Genomic DNA, 16,289 nt, shown 5'->3' with positions numbered 1-16,289 from the left:
GATAGCTCACGCGGGACCGCGCCACTCTCTTGCGACAGGTGGGTGTCCCGCAACCCATCCGTGACTCGCCGGCATCGGCGATCTGTTTTCGACCCGAAGGATCTTCCGTGGAAACGCCGCGTCTGGAACGAAAGCTGGTCGCCATCCTGGCGGCCGACATCGTCGCCTATAGCCGGCATATGGAGCGCGACGAGGCGGCCGCCCTGGCGAGGCTGACCCACCATCGCCTCATCGTCGACGATCTGATCGAGCGCCATACCGGACTGATCGCGGGAACCGCGGGCGACAGCGTGCTGGCGGAGTTTGCCAGCGTGGTCGATGCGGTCGACTGCGCCGCGAAGATCCAGCAGGCCATCGCTGCCGCGAACGCGGACGAGCCCCCGGAGCGGCGCATGGTCTTTCGCATCGGCATCAATGTCGGCGATGTGATGGTCAAGGATGGCGGCATCTTCGGCGACGGCGTCAATATCGCCGCCCGTCTGGAGGCGATGGCCGAGCCCGGCGGGATCTGCGTGTCGAGAGGCGTGCGCGACCATTTGCGCAACAAGGGCATCGTCGTCTTCGAGGATATGGGCGAGCACAGCGTCAAGAACATCGCCCAGCCGGTGCGCGCCTTTCGGGTGCGATTCGATGGGGCCTCGGAACCGAGCGAGCCCTCGAACGCGATCTCGCCGGCGATCGCGCCGACCGCCGAACCCGCCATGGTCGATCTGGTCGCGGTCGAACTCGCCTTCTGGGAGACGGTGAAGGACAGCGCCGATCCGACGGAGCTGAACGCCTATCTCGAGCGATATCCCGACGGCGCCTTTGCCGGGTTGGCAAGGACCCGATGCGAGACCGCGCTCCAATCGACCGAAGCGGCGGAGCCCCCCGAGCAGGCTGCCATCGAGCTCGCCTTCTGGCAGAGCGTGAGCGAGGGCGACGATACTTCGCTCTACGAAGCCTATCTGGAGAAATATCCGGAAGGCGAGTTCGCAAGCCTCGCCAGGCTGCGACTGGCCTCGCCGACCGCGTAGCGGCCCGATATTTACAGGGGCGGTTTGATCTCGTCTTTCCCGGCCGAGAGGGACCGGAACATCTTGGTTCCTCGGCGGCGCCTTTTCGCCAAGGTCAATGCGGTCCCGTGCCCTTCGGTTCCGCTCGTGGGGCCCGGGGAATGAACCCAGGCACGCCTGTCTCCACCACGGCGTTGAACCGGATGCTTGTCTTGATGCCGTCCCGGATTTCCCGCAGGGCGTCTTCGGGCAGTGCCGAAATCTCGAAATTCTCCTGGATACGGCGAGGCGTGGTCGAGGTCGTCAGGAACGCGGTGCCGCGCTGTACGGCCCAGGCCAGCAGAACCTGGGCAGGGGTCTTGCCGACGCGCTGTGCGATCGCCGTGATGACCGGATCGTCCAGCACTTTCGGTTCCATGCCATGCCCCAACGCCGCAAACGCCTGCAGCACGATCCCCTGCGCTCGGCAGAAGTCGAGCAGCTCCCATTCGGGGAGATAAGGATGGGATTCGACCTGCACCACCGCAGGCTTGATCCGCGCAACCGCGACGATCTCTCGCAGCTTTTCCAAGCTGATATCCGACAAGCCGATCGACCGGCACCGGCCGTCCTCCATGAGGCGCTCGAGCGCCCGCCAGGTCTCCGTCAATGTCACCCCGGAATCATAGATCACCTGGCCCTGCTCGTCCGTGGGGTGGAACTCCTCACCGGGCTGGAAGGCAAAAGGGGTATGGATGAGATAGCAATCGACATAATCCAGTCGCAGCCGGCGGAGGCTCGCCTCGAAGGCCGGTTTGACCCGTTCCGGACGATGGTTGGTGTTCCATAGCTTGGTGGTAACGAACAGATCCTGCCGCTGGATCGTCCCCGCCTCGAACGCTTCCTGCATCGCCTCGCCAACCGCGGCTTCATTGCGGTAGCGTTCCGCACAATCGAGATGTCGAAATCCCACCTCCAGGGCGGTCCTGGTCGCTTGTCTGGTCGCGACAGGATCGGGGATCAACGTGCCGAATCCGACGGCTGGGATCGCACCAGACCCATGGGTAAGAGGGATTCTCGTATAGCGAAGCGTATCCTGGGGTGCCATGCTTGCCCTCCTTTGCGTAGAGTTACTGCCGCATAACCGCCAGTGCGGCGTTCATCGAGATTCCCCGTCTCCGCGCGTCAATTCGGCTGGCCGAGGCGAACGGACGCATCGGTCGCTGCGAGGAAACCCAAGATGCCTTCGTCCCGGTCTCCATGACGATGCGGCATGTACGGCCATCCTGCGTCTTACCGAGCGCCTGGGGCAATCCGCACTGGCGGATAGCGCAATGGACCTATCCTGGCCTTTGCTGGAATTGTGAGGCGCGTCATGGCTGATCGACTCCCGGATATCATCGCCAAGGGCCTTGCTGTGATCTTCTGCGGGATCAATCCCGGAATGACCGCGGCGGTCGCGGGGCATCATTTTGTATCGAGAAGCAATCGCTTCTGGCGCGTGATCCATCTGTCCGGATTCACGCCGGAGGAAATCCTTCCCGAGAACGACCGCACGATCCTGCAGCATCGATGCGGTCTGACCACGGTGGTCGAGCGGCCGACGGCGCGGGCGGAGGAACTCTCGGCGAAAGAATTCGCCGCCGCCGCCGCGAAGTTCGAGCGAAAGATCACGCGTTACGCGCCGCGCTTCGTCGCTTTTCTCGGTAAAGCGGCCTATTCCGTCCTGTCCGATCGGCGAGACATCGCCTGGGGATCTCAGACAGCCGCCTTCGGCGGCGCTGCGGTGTGGGTGCTGCCCAATCCCAGTGGGCGAAATCGGGCGTTCAGTCTGGACCAGCTGGTCGGCGCCTACCGCGAGCTCTATCAGGCGGCAAACCGGAACCAAGCTCCGACATAAAACGCGGGACGCGTGCCGGCCCTCTCCCGCCGGCATCACATCGGCGGCTTGATCCCATCCTTGCCCGCCGAGATCGAGCGGGCCGTGAAGGTCCCGTCGTCGTTCTTGACCGCAAAAACCATGACATGGACCCCGGGCGTCAGCAGCGAGCGGTCGCCCGCCTCGATGTTCACCACCGGCATGTCGTCGGGGATCGCCACCTTCTGCTCTCCCCCTTTGTATTTGATCGTGATCATCCGGCCGTTGCTGGTCACGAGCTCGCCGACCACGCCGTTGGTCATCGAGCTGTTGGGTGCGAGGTCCCAGGGGCGATGCCCATCGCCGGCCCCGGCCATCTCCGGCGGAAAGACATGGACCTCGAGCGCCTTGAGCGTGCCGTCCGCCTGCGGCACGGCCGTGGCGCCGATATAGCGCCCCGGCTGGATGTCGGCGATCCTGGCGAGCGTGATGGCACGCACCGTCGTGTCCGCGTTCATCGTCACGGCGAGGTCCTCCCCCTGATTGCTCTTGATCGTCAGCTGGTCGCCGGCCACCGCCTCGATCGTGCCGCGGATCCGGGCCGGCGGCGCATCCGCGGCGTGCGCCAGCGTCGCCAGCGCCAGCAGCGCGGTCGTCAGCAGCAACGGCGCCGCAAGGGCGCACGCGAAACGGAAGGGTGAGAGCTTCATGCGGTCGTCTCCCGCCAAGGGGCTCCGGCACAATTGCCGCGAGGACGTCATTGCCGGGAGATTAGGCGCCGCGGCGATGGCGAGCGCCGAAATTTTTGTTCACCCACGCGTTTGTGAAGCCACGCGACGCCGTCTGCCGCCGACCGCCAGCAGCGCCCGTCAACCTGCGACCGGTTCGAGCCGGTCGGCGCGGGCGGCTTCCGCCTCGCCAGGGGAGGAGGAAGCCGGATTCCGGCCACGGCCATATTGCCGTGGCGAGCAGCCCATGACCCGCTTGAAGGCGGTGCTGAAGGCGCTTTCGGATTCATAGCCAAGCGACAGAGCGATGGCGGAGACGGGGTCGCTGGAATTCGCCAGCCTGTCCCCGGCCAGCAGCATGCGCCAGCGCATCAGATAATCCATGGGCGACGCACCGACCGTCTCCTTGAATCTCAGGGCGAAGCTCGACCGCGACATGCCCGCACGCGCCGCCAGCGCCTGCAATGTCCAGCGATGCGCCGGATCTTCATGCATGGCGTTGATGGCCGCGCTCATCTGCTTGTCCGCCAGGGCGAAGAGCCACCCGACGCCGCCTCTGAACCCCTCCGAGAGATGAAGCCGCAGGGCCTGGACCAGCATCATATGGGCGAGATGCTGGATGACCAGGAAGCCGCCCGGCTGCGGCTCGCGCAGCTCCTGCATCATCCGCTCCACGGACCAGCGCAGGGCCGCCCGATCCGGTTCGTTCCGGAGATGGACGATGGGCGGCAGCGTCCGCAACAGGATGCCGGCGTGATTGCCGCCGAGAACGAAGCGGCTGCTGACGAGAAAGCAATCGCCGCCGCCGTTGCAGGAGACGATGCCGCCATCGCGCGCGTTCGAGAAGATCTTGCGGGCATCGACCGGCGTCGCCGTCAGATCGCCGGCGAGGCGGAACGGCCGCCCGCTCGGCAGCAGGAAGCCGTCTCCTGTCTCCAGGCGTACCGCGTCGGGAACGCCCTCCACCGACAGCCAGCATTGGCCGGAGACCACCGCACCGCATTTGATGCTTCCCTGCTGGTCGGTGAACTGGATCGACCAGCTTCCGCCCGCATCGAAACCCGCGGACATGTGGTTGCGCGGTTTCAGCAGCGACAGCACATCGGAGAGCGGATCCACGGGCCATCCCGGACGATTGCGAAGATAATGCGGACTTTACGGCATAGATCGTATCTTCTCAATCACCTATGACGACGACAACGAGACAGCGAAGGCGGTGCCGGTCATGGAACGAAATGAAGGAGACGTCGCGATGCGTGTGTTCGTCATGGGGGCTACGGGATTTGTCGGCTCCGCCGTGGTTCAGGAGCTCATCGATGCGGGTCATCAGGTGGTCGGGTTGGCCCGTACCGAAGCGGCCGCCCAGGCGCTCGTCGCCGCCGGTGCGCAGGCGCATCGGGGCGATCTCGAAGACCTGGAAAGCCTGCGCCGTGGCGCCGCCTTTTCGGACGGCGTGATTCATACCGCCTTCATCCACGACTTCTCGAAGTTTAAGGCCAACTGCGAGATCGACCGGCGCGCCATCGAGGCCCTCGGCGCCGAGCTCGCCGGCTCCGACCGCCCCTTGATCGTCACCTCGGGAACCGGACTGCTGAGGCAGGGCCGCCTCGCGACCGAAGACGATGTGCCACCTTCCGATGCATCGATCCCCCGGGTCGCGTCGGAAGAGGCGGCGGCTGCGGTGGCGGCGCGTGGCGTGCGCGTGTCGGTGGTGCGCCTGCCGCCCTCCGTCCATGGCGAGGGCGATCACGGCTTCGTCCCGCTCCTGATCGGTATCGCGCGCGAGAAAGGCGTCTCGGCCTATGTGGGCGAAGGACTCAATCACTGGGCCGCGGTGCATCGGCTCGATGCCGCCCCTCTCTTCAGGCTGGCGCTCGAGAAGCGTGCCGCCGACGCCCGTTATCACGGGGTCGCCGAGGAAGGCGTGCCGTTCCGAGAGATCGCGGACGTGATCGGCCGCCGCCTCAATTTGCCGGTCTTGAGCAAGACTCCCGAGGAGGCCGCCGACCATTTCGGCTGGTTCGCGCATTTCGCGGCCCTCGACAATCTGGTCTCGAGCCAGAAAACGCGGGAGCGGCTGGGCTGGCAGCCGAAACAGCGCGGATTGATCTCGGACCTCGACCGGCCGCGCTATTTCCAGCGCTGAACGGACCGCGAGCGCGGATCAGAACTTCAAAGAAGGGGACGTCGAGGCGACACCAGATTGGGATAGGGAAAGGTGGCGGAGGGGATGGGATTCGAACCCACGATAGAGCTTTAGGGCCCTATAACGGTTTAGCAAACCGCCGCCTTCAGCCACTCGGCCACCCCTCCGCACGACGAGAGGTTTGCCCCGGTTAAGGGGCCACGGCGTATGCCGGTGCCGTCTTAGGGGGTCCCCTCCCCTTTGTCAATTTTTCCACGCATTTCCGCGGGTCTGACCGGGGTCTTGGGGGCCGTTTTCGTGCGTTTCGGGGGGCCGGAGGCCGGGCGCCGGCTCCCCGTCCCTCAATAGAAGGAATAGAGCGGAAACTCGAAGACCGTCGAGGTGGGCCCGTAATTGTAAAGGTCGTCATAGGCGCCACGGCCGTCGTTGTTCTTGTCGGCCTTTTTGAACTGGCTGTTGATCTGCTTGACCAGCTGGTCGCGGTAGACCTCGGTGGCGCCCGGCGTGCCGCCGAGGTCCTGGACCAGCCCCTTGTTGAACTCGGCCGGGCTGACGGTGCCGTCCTTGTCGGTGTCATAGGCGGCGAAAGGCGGGATGACCTCGTCGGTGGTGACGGTGCCGTCATGGTTCCGGTCGAGCGTCTGGCGCGCGGCCTCGATCTCGGCGGCGTCGATCTTGCCGTCATGGTTGGTATCCAGCGTATCGAACTGGTGCAGACCCGCCTGCAGCCACTCCTCCTGGGTCACGACATGGTCGTGATCGAGGTCGGCTTGGGTGAAGTTCGGATAGGAGGGCGGTTGCGCGAGCTGCGGCGTGCCGCAACCCGAAAGCAGCAGTACCATAAATCCCATGAACGCGGCCGCGCCCCGGCCGCCGCGTCGATCTTGCCTGGTCATTGCAATTGGTTCCCTTTTGCCCTGGCACTCAGAATAGGGCAGCGGGACCAAAACCGGCAATCCGACTTTTCGGGGCCGGATGTTCCGGAGCGGCCGCTCAAGCTCCCGCGCGGCCGGCGACCGACCGCCCCGTCACCGCCCGCAACCAGAAATAACCGCTCCCCGCGGAAACGAGCGATCCGGCGAACACGCCAAGCCGGATCGCCGTCGCATGGGCGAGGTCGTCGAAGGCGAGCGATCCGATAAAGAGGCTCATGGTGAAGCCGATCCCGGCAAGCAGCGACACGCCATAGAACGAGGCCCAGCTCAACCCCTCGGGCCTGCGGCATAAGCCGATCTTGACCGCGAGCCAGCCGACGCCGAAGACCCCGATCTGCTTGCCGACGAAGAGTCCCAGTGCGATACCGACCGACAGCGGCGCCGTCAGATCGGCGGCCGTGACGCCGGCGAAGGAGACGCCGGCATTGGCGAAGGCGAAGCTCGGCATGATGGCGAAGCTGACCCAGGGCAGCAGCATATGTTCGAGCCGCTCCAGCGGCGATTCCGCCTCGTCCGATCCGGACGAGGCGCGGACCGGAATGAACATGGCGACCGCGACGCCGGCCAGGGTCGCATGCACGCCCGATTTCAGCACGCAGACCCAGATGAATACGCCGATCAAGAGATAGGGCGCCAGGCGCCGCACGCCGAGAAAATTCAGCGCCAAAAGCACAAGGAGCCCCAGCCCTGCCAGCCCCAGCGAGACGTAGGAGAGATCGGCCGTATAGAAGACCGCGATGATGATGATGGCACCGAGATCGTCGATGATCGCGAGCGCCAGCAGGAACACCTTGAGTGCGCCCGGCACCCGCGAGCCCAGCAGCGAGAGCACGCCCATAGCAAAGGCGATATCGGTCGCGGTCGGAATGGCCCAGCCCCGGAGGGCCGTGGTGTCGTGAGCGTTCAGGAAATAGTAGATCAGGGCTGGCACGACCATGCCGCCCAGCGCGCAATAGCCGGGCAGCGAGGCCTTGTTCCACGAGGAGAGCTCGCCGACCACGAGCTCGCGTTTGATCTCGAGCCCCATCAGCAGGAAGAAGACCGCCATCAGCCCGTCATTGACCCAGAGCAGGAGCGGCTTGGCGAGGACGAGAGCGCCGAACTGGAGCGAGACCGGCAGGTTCAGCAGCGCGTCATAGAGGCCGTCCAGCGGCGAATTGGCGACGATCATCGCCAGCACCGCGGTCGCCACCAGGATGATGCCGCTGGCGGCCTCGAGCTTCAGGAAATCCCGGATCATGCTGACCGGGTAGGACGGGCTGGCCATCGCGGATCTCACCGGGGCTCGGATGAAGGCGGCGCGTCCGCCGCCTTGGGCAGTCCGCGCCGATGATAATGCACGCGGTCCGGCGAGGTCGTGCCGCCGGTGACGATGAAGGCCATCGCCTGGTCGACGGTCCAGTCGGTAAAGACGATGTCCTTGACGGGAACGAGCTCGACATAGCCCGAGGTCGGGTTGGGCGAGGTCGGCACATAGACCGCCGCCAGCTCCTCGCCGCTGTCGGCGTCCTGGATGATCTTGGTGACCAGCCCGACGGCTTTCATGTCGGAGGAGGGAAAATCGATCAGCACCACCTGCTGCCCCTTCGTGCCGCTCTGGTCGATGACAGTCAGCAGCCGCTTGATGCTGCGATAGATCGTCTCGACGAACGGAATGCGTCCGATCAGATATTCGAAGAAGTGAATGATGCGCCGGCCGAACACCTTGGTCGCGGCCCAGCCCAGCAGATAGAGAAACAGCAGAACGATCGCGATCGCCGCAATCGACAGGACGACCGGCTCCTCGAGCCAATTCGCCAGGTCCGGATAGCGCTGCCCGATCCCGAGCGCCAGCGCGTTGGCCCAGGGCCGCCCCACCCGCGACAGATTCTCGAACAGAAACTGGAGAATGATCCAGGTGACGGTGAGGGGCGCGGCGGTCAGGAGACCGACGATCAGGTAGCGCCCCGTCGACCGGATCGGCTTCTTCGGCGTCATCGGCCCGATTCTTTTCCTTCGCGGACGCCGGCCCGCGGCGACTCCAGAACCGAGTCGCGGCGGCCGACATCGAATCGTGAGTCTAGACCGCGACGCCAGGGAGGAAAACCCACGATCGGACGTTCGCGCGTGCCGCCGACCCTAGCGCTGCCTGGCCCGGATCATCTTGATGATCCCGGAGAAGTCGGTGCCGCCCTCGCCCGCTTTCGCGAAGGCCTCGTAGAGCAGCGTGGCCTGATAGCCCAGCGCCGTATCGACGCCCGCCTGCATGGCAGCCTCCTGCGAAAGCGACAGGTCCTTCAGCATCAGGTCGGCGGCGAAGCCCGGCTTGTAGTCGCGATTGGCCGGCGAGGTGGGCACGGGACCCGGCACCGGGCAATAGCTGGTGAGCGACCAGCATTGGCCCGAGGATTTCGAGGAGACATCGAACAGCTTCTGGGCATCGAGCCCGAGCTTCTCCGCCAGCACGAAGGCCTCGCCCACGGCGATCATCGAGATGCCGAGGATCATGTTGTTGCAGATCTTGGCCGCCTGGCCCGTGCCGGCAGCCCCCGTATGGACGACGGTCCGGCCCATCTTCTCGAGTATAGGCGTGGACTTCTCAAAACCCTCGGCCGGCCCGCCGACCATGAAGGTCAGGGTCCCCGCCTCCGCGCCGGCCGTGCCGCCCGAGACCGGCGCATCGAGCATCGTCTTGCCGTTGTTCTGCGCCGACCGCGCCACGTCGCGCGCGGTCTTCACATCGATGGTGGAGCAGTCGATCAGCAAGGTGCCGGGTCTGGTTGCCGCGATGATGCCTTCATCGCCGAGATAGACGCTCGCCACATGCTTGCCGGCCGGCAGCATGGTGATGACGATGTCCGCCGTCGCGGCCGCCTCGACGGCCGAGCCCGCAGCCTCGGCGCCGGCGTCCACGATCGCCTTGAGCGAGGACGCGACGACGTCAAAGGCGTGGAGCTTGAAGCCCGACTTCAGCAGGTTGCGGGCCATAGGGCCGCCCATATTGCCGGTGCCGATGAAGCCGATGCTGGTCATGGGAGGCCTCCGTTGTCAGTCGTCAGTTGAGATCGAGCGGCGGGCCCGCCGCCGGCTCGAAATAGCGGGCCACGGTCGCCTCGTCCACCACGTCGAGGCGCGAGGGATTCCAGCGCGGCTTGTTGTCCTTCTCGACGATCAGCGCGCGGATTCCCTCGGCGAAGTCGGAATGCTCGTCCATGCGGCTGACGATGTTCCATTCCATGCGGACGCAATCTTCGAAGCTCTTGCGACGGCCTTCGCGCATCAGCCGGAAGGTGAGCGCGAGCGCGGTCGGCGACCGGGTCGCCAGGGCGGCGCCCGTCGCCGTCGCGAAATCGGAGGTATCCTCGGCCAGGCTCCGCACCAGGTCGCGCAGCGTCGGTTGTCCGAAATGCCGGTCGATCTCGCTCCTCCGGGCCAGGATCGGCGCCGGCGCCGCCGCTTGACGATAGCGGTCGAGCACCGCATCGATGCCGTCGGTCGCATTCGCCAATTCTTCTTCGACATGATCGAGATCGGCGCGCAGCAGATGATGCGTGCCGAAACCCACCGCCATGGCGTCGGCCGTTCCCAGCCGCGTGCCGGTCAGGCCGAGGAAGAGCCCGATCTCCCCCGGCATCCGTGGCAGCACATAGGAAGCGCCGACATCGGGCACCAACCCGATCGCCGTCTCCGGCATGGCGAAGGCGACATGCTCGGTCACGATCCGATGGCTGCCATGGACCGAGACCCCGACCCCGCCGCCCATGACGATGCCGTCGACGAAGGCGATATAGGGCTTCGGGTAACGGCGGATCAGGGCGTTGAGACGATATTCGTCGCGCCAATATTGGTGCATGAAGGCCGCCCCCTTCTCCGGGAACTGGCGGACATCGCCGCCGGCGCAGAAGGCCCGGTCCCCGGCCTGGCGGATGACGACGGCCTCGACGCCGCCGTCGTCCGCCCATTCCCGCAAGGCGGCTTCGATCGAAAGCGACATGCCATGGGTCAGCGCGTTCAGCGCTTTCGGCCGGTTCAGGAGGATCTTCCCCAGCCGGCCCTTCCGGGTCAGGACGACGTCGTTCTGCGGCATCGTCAAGCGAGCGCCAGTCCCGCCATCAGACGCCGCGCGATGATGACGCGCATGATCTCGTTGGTGCCCTCGAGGATCTGATGGACGCGCACATCGCGCAGGAACCGCTCGATCGGGTAATCCTTGAGATAGCCATAGCCGCCATGGAGCTGCAGCGCCTCGTTGCAGATGGCGAAGCCCGCATCGGTGGCGAAGCGCTTCGCCATCGCGCTGTAGACGGTTGCCTCCGGATCCTTGGCGTCGAGCCTGGCCGCGGCGCTGCGGATCATGAGCCGCGCCGCCTCGAGTTCGGTCGCCATGTCGGCGAGCTTGAACTGGACCGATTGGAATTCGTTCAGGGCATGGCCGAACTGCTTGCGGCTCGCGACATGCTCGCGGGCGAGCTCCAGGCAGGTCCGGGCCGCCCCCAGCGAGCAGGCGCCGATATTGATGCGTCCGCCGTCGAGCCCGCCCATGGCGATGGAGAAGCCCTGCCCCTCCTCGCCCAGGCGGTTGGCGACCGGCACGCGGGCGTTCTCGAAGATGAGCATCGCGGTCGGCTGCGAGTTCCAGCCCAGCTTGCGTTCCTGCTTGCCGAAGGAGAGACCGGGCGTGCCCTTCTCGATCATCAGGCAGGAGATGCCCTTGGGCCCGTCCACGCCGGTGCGCACCATGCAGACATAGAGATCGGAGCGGTCGGCGCCCGAGATGAAGGCCTTGCCGCCGTTCAGCAGGTAGTGATCGCCCTCGCGCACGGCCCTGGTCTTGAGCGCCGCCGCGTCCGATCCCGAGCCGGGCTCGGTCAGGCAGTAGCTGGCGATCTTCGCCATGCGGGTCATGTCGGGCAGATAGCGCCGGCGCTGCTCCGGCGAACCGAAGCGATCGACCATCCAGCTCGCCATGTTGTGGATCGAAAGGAACGCCGCGGTCGAGACGCAGGCCGCCGAGAGCTCCTCGAAGATGAGCGCCGCCGCCAGCCGGTTGAGGCCGGAACCGCCGAACTCCTCGTCCACATAGATCGCGGCCAGACCCAGGGAAGCGGCCTCCCGGAGCTCGTCGACGGGGAAGATCCTCTGTTCGTCCCAGCTCGCGGCATGGGGCGCCAGGCGGGTCCGCGCGAAGTTCCGTGCGGTCTCCTGGATGGCCTTCAGTTCATCTGTCAAATACAGGTCCATGTCCCGGCCTCTCGAAATCCTGCCCGTGAGTATCCTCGCTTTAGGCGCGTCTTGCATCGTCGCGCCGTCCCCCTGCAAATCTACAATCACGTAAAGAAAATGTGCCAATTATCGGAGCAAGGAAGGCCTGGCCCGATTTATTGGGCTTTTTCTTCGCGCCTGATGCGGCCGGCACCGTGTTCCGACGCGGTCAGAACCCTCCCGAGGCCGACGGCCCCGACACAACATTGCCGTGAACGGAGGGCCCCTGTAGTTTTGGCGCAGGTCATGGAATAGGCGATACTCTACCCGGGTGGATCGACGCAATGAAACGAGCCGTCTTCGCCCGCAATCGGCGGAGGGTCCATTCGGTCGAACGCAAGACGGGCATCGGGGCTCACAATCGTGGTTGAGGATTTAGCGCCGCGCCTTCAGTCCATCGTCAATGCTGTCCCCGATGCGATCATCACGATCAACCGGGACGGCATCATCGATTTTTTCAACCCGGCCGCCGAGCGTATGTTCGGCTATCGCGCGGACGAGGTCATCGGCAAGAACGTCAAATGTCTGATGCCTGCGCCCTATCGGGAGCAGCATGATGGCTATCTCTCGCGTTACCTCGCAACCGGCGAAAAGCGGATCCTGGGCATCGGCCGCATCGTCGTTGGGAAGCGCAAGGACGGAAGCACCTTTCCGATGGAACTGGCCGTGGGCGAAGCATCGATGGACGGTCAACCGGTCTTCGCCGGGTTGATCCGCGACATTTCAGAGCGCCAGGCCATCGAGCGGCGACTCCACGAAGTTCAGGCCGACCTGATCCATGTGTCCCGCCTCAGCGCCATGGGAGATCTCGCCTCGGCGCTGGCCCATGAGCTCAATCAACCCTTGACGGCCATCAACAACTACGTGCTTTCGGCGCAGCGGCTTCTGCAAGGCGATGCCGCGCAACGCCAGCGGGCATTCGACGTTCTGACCAAGACAGCCGAGCAAGCCATGCGGGCCGGCGATATCATCCGGCATCTGCGGAACTTCATTCAGCGGCGCGAACCGGAACGCGAAACCCACGATATCAACCGAGCCATCGACGAGGCCGCGGCGCTCGCCTTCATCGGAATGAAGGAGAAGAACGTCGATGTGCAATTCGAGCGCGATGCCGACATTCCCCCGGTGACCATCGACAAGATCCAGATTCAGCAGGTCATCATCAACCTGATCCGCAACGCCGTCGATGCCATGGAAGGGATGACGCGCCGGAAGCTGACGCTGACCACGAGCGCGGATGTCAAAGAGGTGACGGTCAGCATCGCCGACACCGGACCCGGCGTGTCGCCCGAAGTCGCCGGCCGGTTGTTCATGCCGTTCGTGACGACGAAGGCGGAAGGCCTCGGCGTGGGCCTCTCGATCAGCCGCACCATCATAGAGAACCACGGCGGCACGCTCTGGTTCGAGAACAATGCAGGCGCCGGCGCGACCTTTCATCTGACGCTGCCGATCGGCGAGGGGAACGGGAACGGTGGCTCCTGACTCCATTGTCTTCATCGTCGATGACGATGGAGCCGTTCGCGATTCATTGGTGACGCTGCTCGAATCTCACGGATATCGCGCCCTGTCGTTCCCTTCGGCCGAGACATTCGTGGATTTTTTGGAGGCACCGCCGTCCGCGGGATGCCTCCTGCTGGACGTCAATCTGCCCGGTGCCAGCGGATTGACCCTCTTGCGGCGGATGTCCGAGAAATTTCAGGACATGCCCATTCTGATGATTACCGGCATGGGTCAGGTTGCCGTTGCGGTCGAGGCCATGAAGGCAGGCGCCCTCGATTTTCTCGAGAAACCCCTGGATCCCGACCGGCTGTTTGCGCTCGTCGACCGCGCCCTGGATATCTCGGCAAGGGCGAGCGCCTCGACCCAGGAGCGCTGCCGGGCCAGGGCCCGTCTGGACCACCTGACGCCGCGGGAACTTGCAGTGTTCGAGCAGTTGGCCATGGGCAGGACCAACAAGCAGATCGCGGCCGAACTCGAGATCAGCCCGAGAACGGTCGAAATTCACCGCGCCAACCTGATGGCCAAACTTGAAGCCACCAGCGTGGCGGACCTCATCAGTCTGTCGGCCGCGGCCGGAACCAAGCGCGATACCGGTGAATAAAGTCGGCATGAAACTGCGATGCCGGCCCCCTGGACATGCGGATGACCTAGATCAACGCATCTCCAAATTGGATACGGTCAGATCGCCGGAGGAACTGGTGGGATTCATGGGTCGCACGGGCCGGACAATCTGTGTCATCGACGACGACGAGGCCGTCAGGGATTCCCTTCGGATCCTGCTGGAGCTCGAGTCCTTCGATGTCGAAACCTTCGAAACCTGCGAGGATTTCCTGGCTTGGTCGCCGGGAGACGCCAAGCTGTGCCTGATTCTCGACCTCCATCTGCCCGGCATGAGCGGTTTCGAGCTGCTGGAGCGGTTGGCGGCCGATGGCCGGACCTTTCCCACGATCCTGATGACGGCCCGGTCCGATCGCGCCGTCCGCCTCCAGGCCGCAAGCCTGGGCACCCTGACCCTGTTGGACAAGCCCATCGAGTTCGCGAGCCTTATCAAGGCCCTCGACGGCTCCGCTCGCGCCTAGGTAGATAATACCTAAGTATTAGCCACGGATTTCCCCGCCCCCACGGTTCCGACAGAGTTGGCTCACCCGAGCCTGCTGATCGGAACCAACTGGAGGTGCATCATGATTTCAGTAACAGGCAGCGCGACACACCGGCAGCAAATTTCGAACCGGGAGCCGGTCGGCTACATGCCCGGTAGCTCGGCGACCGATCTCAGGTCGATGAACGCGCATCTGCCCGAGGGCAGAGCGGCGAAGATCCGGCATCTCGAGCCCGGGGAATCGCTGTTTCTGCAGGATGACCCGGTCGACAGCGTCTACGTTCTTCGGGAAGGCTGGGCCTTCCTCTGCCAGGATATGAAGGACGGGCGCCGCCAGATTCTGGATTTCGTTCTGCCGGGCGACCTGGTCGGGCTGGGCGTCGTCGAGGCGGCGTCTTATGGGGTCGAGACCCTGACGGCCTGCAGCTTTGCCAGCTACTCGCGTGGCGCCTTTTTCGACAGCATCGGCCGGCAGCCGGCGCTGGGCGTGTCGCTCGTGCGGATGCTCGCCGCCGTCGAGGCCCGGGCCCTCGAGCATGTCACCAGCCTGGGGCGCCGCACCGCACGTGAACGAACCGCCCACCTGCTTCTGGAGCTGGTGAAGCGCTTGAAGCGCGCGGACGGCAAGGTCGATATGAAGACGCTCGATCTGCCCTTGATGCTGAGCCATGTGGCGGACGCGCTCGGTCTGGCCAGCGAGACCGTCTGCCGCTGCCTTTCCGGCTTGAGGAAGGACGGCATCCTGGTGCTGCGCGAACGTCGATTGCAGGTGCTGGATCTCGATCGTCTGGCCGAAGAGGCCGGGCTGTCGGACCATGACGAATTCGAGCAGGATGTTCCGCCGTCGCGGGCACGCCGGATCGCGGCCTGAATGCCGCCCGGGCGGTCGTCGCCCGATCACCCGATTCAGGCCGGTTTGGCCCGCCTCTGCGCCCGGAGCGACGATTTGAGCCCGTTTTGTTCAATTTTGATCTGAATCAAAGATCGGCTGGCGCGAAGCATTATTATCATATTGGTCGGTTTCCCTTCAGCGATGGCGATGTCACCGATGGATACGCAGATCGAGATCGTGTTTCGCAATATGAGACCTTCGTTTCGTGTCCGCGATCGGATCGAGGACTATGTCGACAAGCTCGATCGCTTCGACCAACGAATCGAGCGCTGCCAGGTGGTCGTGCAGTCGCCCCGGCAGCATCTGGATCGCACGCTTCCACACCATGTCACCATTCGTGCAGCGCTGCCGAGCGGCGAAATCGTGATCAAGGAACGCCGGCCACGGGCCAGCGCTCTGTTTGCCGTCAAGAAGGCTTTTGAGAGCTTGACGCATCGCCTCGAGGCCTCTGCCCGCGCACGCCAGGAAGGCAGGATACCGGATGCGACAGTGAAGACCGTCGCGGACTCACGGTCCAACCGCCGCGCACTGCACGGCCCGCCGGAGACTTAATGCCGCATTGCCCTCGTGGCGCGGTCCTCAAGCGTAGAGATAGGGTGCCCAGCATGCCGAAAAAATCAGCAGCGCCGCCGCGGCGTACGCGCCTGAGTCACGACGAAATCGTTTCCCTGGTGGGGGATCTGGAGGACGCCGTCATTGCGGCCATCGCCAAGACGGGCGCGAGCTATGCCGAAATCGAGCAGGCCGCCCGCCAGGCCGGTGCCGAGGCGGATGAACCGAGACCGGATGCCCATGGGCTCTCGCTTCGGGCAGAGGCCGTGTATGACATCCTGGTGGCCGACCCCAATTTCGTCGGCGTCGAGGATCGGCCCAGGACGCTCTGATATCGTTCGCCGGAAACTCTGGCTCCCCTATC

18 protein-coding genes and 1 tRNA gene are annotated in these 16,289 nt (G+C 64.8%); 9 read left to right on the top strand and 10 right to left on the bottom strand.

The window, feature by feature from the left end; all coding sequences use genetic code 11:
* Window positions 1–107: 107 nt before the first annotated feature.
* Window positions 108–1,016 (top strand): adenylate/guanylate cyclase domain-containing protein, encoded by a 909-nt coding sequence (locus FRZ44_RS08550; protein ID WP_151176789.1) that lies wholly within the window; start codon window positions 108–110, stop codon window positions 1,014–1,016.
* 94 nt (window positions 1,017–1,110) lie between these two features.
* Here the strand turns inward: FRZ44_RS08550 and FRZ44_RS08545 are convergent, their stop codons facing one another.
* Window positions 1,111–2,082 carry an aldo/keto reductase gene (locus FRZ44_RS08545; protein ID WP_151176788.1) on the bottom strand — a complete coding sequence of 324 codons (972 nt, stop codon included), beginning with the start codon at window positions 2,080–2,082 and terminating at the stop codon, window positions 1,111–1,113.
* A 267-nt stretch (window positions 2,083–2,349) separates the two neighbouring features.
* Here FRZ44_RS08545 and mug point away from each other — a divergent pair, with 267 nt between their 5' ends.
* A complete protein-coding gene (gene mug / locus FRZ44_RS08540) occupies window positions 2,350–2,874 on the top strand; it encodes a G/U mismatch-specific DNA glycosylase (protein ID WP_151176787.1) in 525 nt (174 codons plus the stop codon).
* Between the two features lie 35 nt (window positions 2,875–2,909).
* Here mug and FRZ44_RS08535 read toward each other — a convergent pair whose 3' ends face one another.
* Entirely contained in the window at window positions 2,910–3,542 is a 633-nt protein-coding gene (locus FRZ44_RS08535; RefSeq protein WP_191908488.1) for a DUF5666 domain-containing protein, read from the bottom strand.
* A 159-nt stretch (window positions 3,543–3,701) separates the two neighbouring features.
* Window positions 3,702–4,679, bottom strand: coding sequence for an AraC family transcriptional regulator (locus tag FRZ44_RS08530; RefSeq protein ID WP_151176786.1), 978 nt, complete (start codon window positions 4,677–4,679; stop codon window positions 3,702–3,704).
* A 133-nt stretch (window positions 4,680–4,812) separates the two neighbouring features.
* Between FRZ44_RS08530 and FRZ44_RS08525 the strand changes: the two genes are divergently transcribed.
* A complete protein-coding gene (locus FRZ44_RS08525; protein ID WP_151176785.1) occupies window positions 4,813–5,706 on the top strand; it encodes an SDR family oxidoreductase in 894 nt (297 codons plus the stop codon).
* 73 nt (window positions 5,707–5,779) lie between these two features.
* Here the strand turns inward: FRZ44_RS08525 and FRZ44_RS08520 are convergent.
* The 7 genes from FRZ44_RS08520 to FRZ44_RS08490 all read right to left on the bottom strand — a co-directional run bounded on the left by FRZ44_RS08520 (window position 5,780) and on the right by FRZ44_RS08490 (window position 11,861).
* Window positions 5,780–5,873, bottom strand: a tRNA-Ser gene (locus FRZ44_RS08520).
* A gap of 174 nt (window positions 5,874–6,047) precedes the next feature.
* Window positions 6,048–6,602: an EF-hand domain-containing protein gene (locus tag FRZ44_RS08515; RefSeq protein WP_151176784.1), complete on the bottom strand. Its 555-nt coding sequence runs from the start codon at window positions 6,600–6,602 to the stop codon at window positions 6,048–6,050.
* A 97-nt stretch (window positions 6,603–6,699) separates the two neighbouring features.
* Window positions 6,700–7,908, bottom strand: a complete 1,209-nt coding sequence (nhaA, locus tag FRZ44_RS08510) for a Na+/H+ antiporter NhaA (protein WP_225308603.1) — start codon at window positions 7,906–7,908, stop codon at window positions 6,700–6,702.
* Window positions 7,909–7,916: 8 nt separating this feature from the next.
* Window positions 7,917–8,618 carry a DUF502 domain-containing protein gene (locus tag FRZ44_RS08505; RefSeq protein WP_151176783.1) on the bottom strand — a complete coding sequence of 234 codons (702 nt, stop codon included), beginning with the start codon at window positions 8,616–8,618 and terminating at the stop codon, window positions 7,917–7,919.
* A 141-nt stretch (window positions 8,619–8,759) separates the two neighbouring features.
* Complete coding sequence (mmsB, locus tag FRZ44_RS08500; RefSeq protein WP_151176782.1) at window positions 8,760–9,653, bottom strand: 3-hydroxyisobutyrate dehydrogenase; 894 nt, start codon at window positions 9,651–9,653, stop codon at window positions 8,760–8,762.
* A 22-nt stretch (window positions 9,654–9,675) separates the two neighbouring features.
* On the bottom strand, window positions 9,676–10,707 hold the full coding sequence (locus FRZ44_RS08495; RefSeq protein ID WP_225308695.1) for an enoyl-CoA hydratase/isomerase family protein: 1,032 nt from the start codon (window positions 10,705–10,707) through the stop codon (window positions 9,676–9,678).
* A gap of 2 nt (window positions 10,708–10,709) precedes the next feature.
* A complete protein-coding gene (locus tag FRZ44_RS08490; RefSeq protein ID WP_151176780.1) occupies window positions 10,710–11,861 on the bottom strand; it encodes an acyl-CoA dehydrogenase family protein in 1,152 nt (383 codons plus the stop codon).
* Window positions 11,862–12,245: 384 nt separating this feature from the next.
* Here FRZ44_RS08490 and FRZ44_RS08485 point away from each other — a divergent pair, with 384 nt between their 5' ends.
* The 6 genes from FRZ44_RS08485 to FRZ44_RS08460 all read left to right on the top strand — a co-directional run bounded on the left by FRZ44_RS08485 (window position 12,246) and on the right by FRZ44_RS08460 (window position 16,257).
* Window positions 12,246–13,364, top strand: a complete 1,119-nt coding sequence (locus FRZ44_RS08485) for a PAS domain-containing sensor histidine kinase (RefSeq protein ID WP_151176779.1) — start codon at window positions 12,246–12,248, stop codon at window positions 13,362–13,364.
* A complete protein-coding gene (locus FRZ44_RS08480; protein ID WP_191908487.1) occupies window positions 13,354–13,983 on the top strand; it encodes a response regulator transcription factor in 630 nt (209 codons plus the stop codon). Before FRZ44_RS08485 ends, FRZ44_RS08480 begins: the two co-directional genes overlap by 11 nt.
* Before the next feature lie 106 nt (window positions 13,984–14,089).
* Window positions 14,090–14,461, top strand: a complete 372-nt coding sequence (locus FRZ44_RS08475; RefSeq protein ID WP_191908486.1) for a response regulator transcription factor — start codon at window positions 14,090–14,092, stop codon at window positions 14,459–14,461.
* Between the two features lie 168 nt (window positions 14,462–14,629).
* Window positions 14,630–15,352 (top strand): Crp/Fnr family transcriptional regulator, encoded by a 723-nt coding sequence (locus FRZ44_RS08470; RefSeq protein ID WP_191908485.1) that lies wholly within the window; start codon window positions 14,630–14,632, stop codon window positions 15,350–15,352.
* A 177-nt stretch (window positions 15,353–15,529) separates the two neighbouring features.
* Window positions 15,530–15,925, top strand: coding sequence for an HPF/RaiA family ribosome-associated protein (locus FRZ44_RS08465; RefSeq protein WP_191908484.1), 396 nt, complete (start codon window positions 15,530–15,532; stop codon window positions 15,923–15,925).
* A 53-nt stretch (window positions 15,926–15,978) separates the two neighbouring features.
* Window positions 15,979–16,257, top strand: a complete 279-nt coding sequence (locus FRZ44_RS08460) for a hypothetical protein (RefSeq protein ID WP_151176775.1) — start codon at window positions 15,979–15,981, stop codon at window positions 16,255–16,257.
* The last annotated feature ends 32 nt before the right edge of the window (window positions 16,258–16,289 follow it).

The sequence above is a fragment of the Hypericibacter terrae genome (genome assembly GCF_008728855.1).
Lineage (GTDB): Bacteria > Pseudomonadota > Alphaproteobacteria > Dongiales > Dongiaceae > Hypericibacter > Hypericibacter terrae.
This window is presented reverse-complemented; position numbering and strand designations above follow the sequence as displayed.

Bases quoted from the DNA above. Each gene is read 5' to 3' on its own strand.
- FRZ44_RS08525 (WP_151176785.1), top strand. From the start codon at position 4,813: ATGCGTGTGTTCGTCATGGGGGCTACGGGATTTGTCGGCTCCGCCGTG.
- FRZ44_RS08465 (WP_191908484.1), top strand. From the start codon at position 15,530: ATGGATACGCAGATCGAGATCGTGTTTCGCAATATGAGACCTTCGTTT.
- FRZ44_RS08470 (WP_191908485.1), top strand. From the start codon at position 14,630: ATGCCCGGTAGCTCGGCGACCGATCTCAGGTCGATGAACGCGCATCTG.
- mmsB (WP_151176782.1), bottom strand. From the start codon at position 9,653: ATGACCAGCATCGGCTTCATCGGCACCGGCAATATGGGCGGCCCTATG.
- FRZ44_RS08515 (WP_151176784.1), bottom strand. From the start codon at position 6,602: ATGACCAGGCAAGATCGACGCGGCGGCCGGGGCGCGGCCGCGTTCATG.
- FRZ44_RS08490 (WP_151176780.1), bottom strand. From the start codon at position 11,861: ATGGACCTGTATTTGACAGATGAACTGAAGGCCATCCAGGAGACCGCA.
- FRZ44_RS08535 (WP_191908488.1), bottom strand. From the start codon at position 3,542: ATGAAGCTCTCACCCTTCCGTTTCGCGTGCGCCCTTGCGGCGCCGTTG.
- FRZ44_RS08545 (WP_151176788.1), bottom strand. From the start codon at position 2,082: ATGGCACCCCAGGATACGCTTCGCTATACGAGAATCCCTCTTACCCAT.
- FRZ44_RS08460 (WP_151176775.1), top strand. From the start codon at position 15,979: ATGCCGAAAAAATCAGCAGCGCCGCCGCGGCGTACGCGCCTGAGTCAC.
- FRZ44_RS08475 (WP_191908486.1), top strand. From the start codon at position 14,090: ATGGGTCGCACGGGCCGGACAATCTGTGTCATCGACGACGACGAGGCC.
- mug (WP_151176787.1), top strand. From the start codon at position 2,350: ATGGCTGATCGACTCCCGGATATCATCGCCAAGGGCCTTGCTGTGATC.
- nhaA (WP_225308603.1), bottom strand. From the start codon at position 7,908: ATGGCCAGCCCGTCCTACCCGGTCAGCATGATCCGGGATTTCCTGAAG.
- FRZ44_RS08505 (WP_151176783.1), bottom strand. From the start codon at position 8,618: ATGACGCCGAAGAAGCCGATCCGGTCGACGGGGCGCTACCTGATCGTC.
- FRZ44_RS08495 (WP_225308695.1), bottom strand. From the start codon at position 10,707: ATGCCGCAGAACGACGTCGTCCTGACCCGGAAGGGCCGGCTGGGGAAG.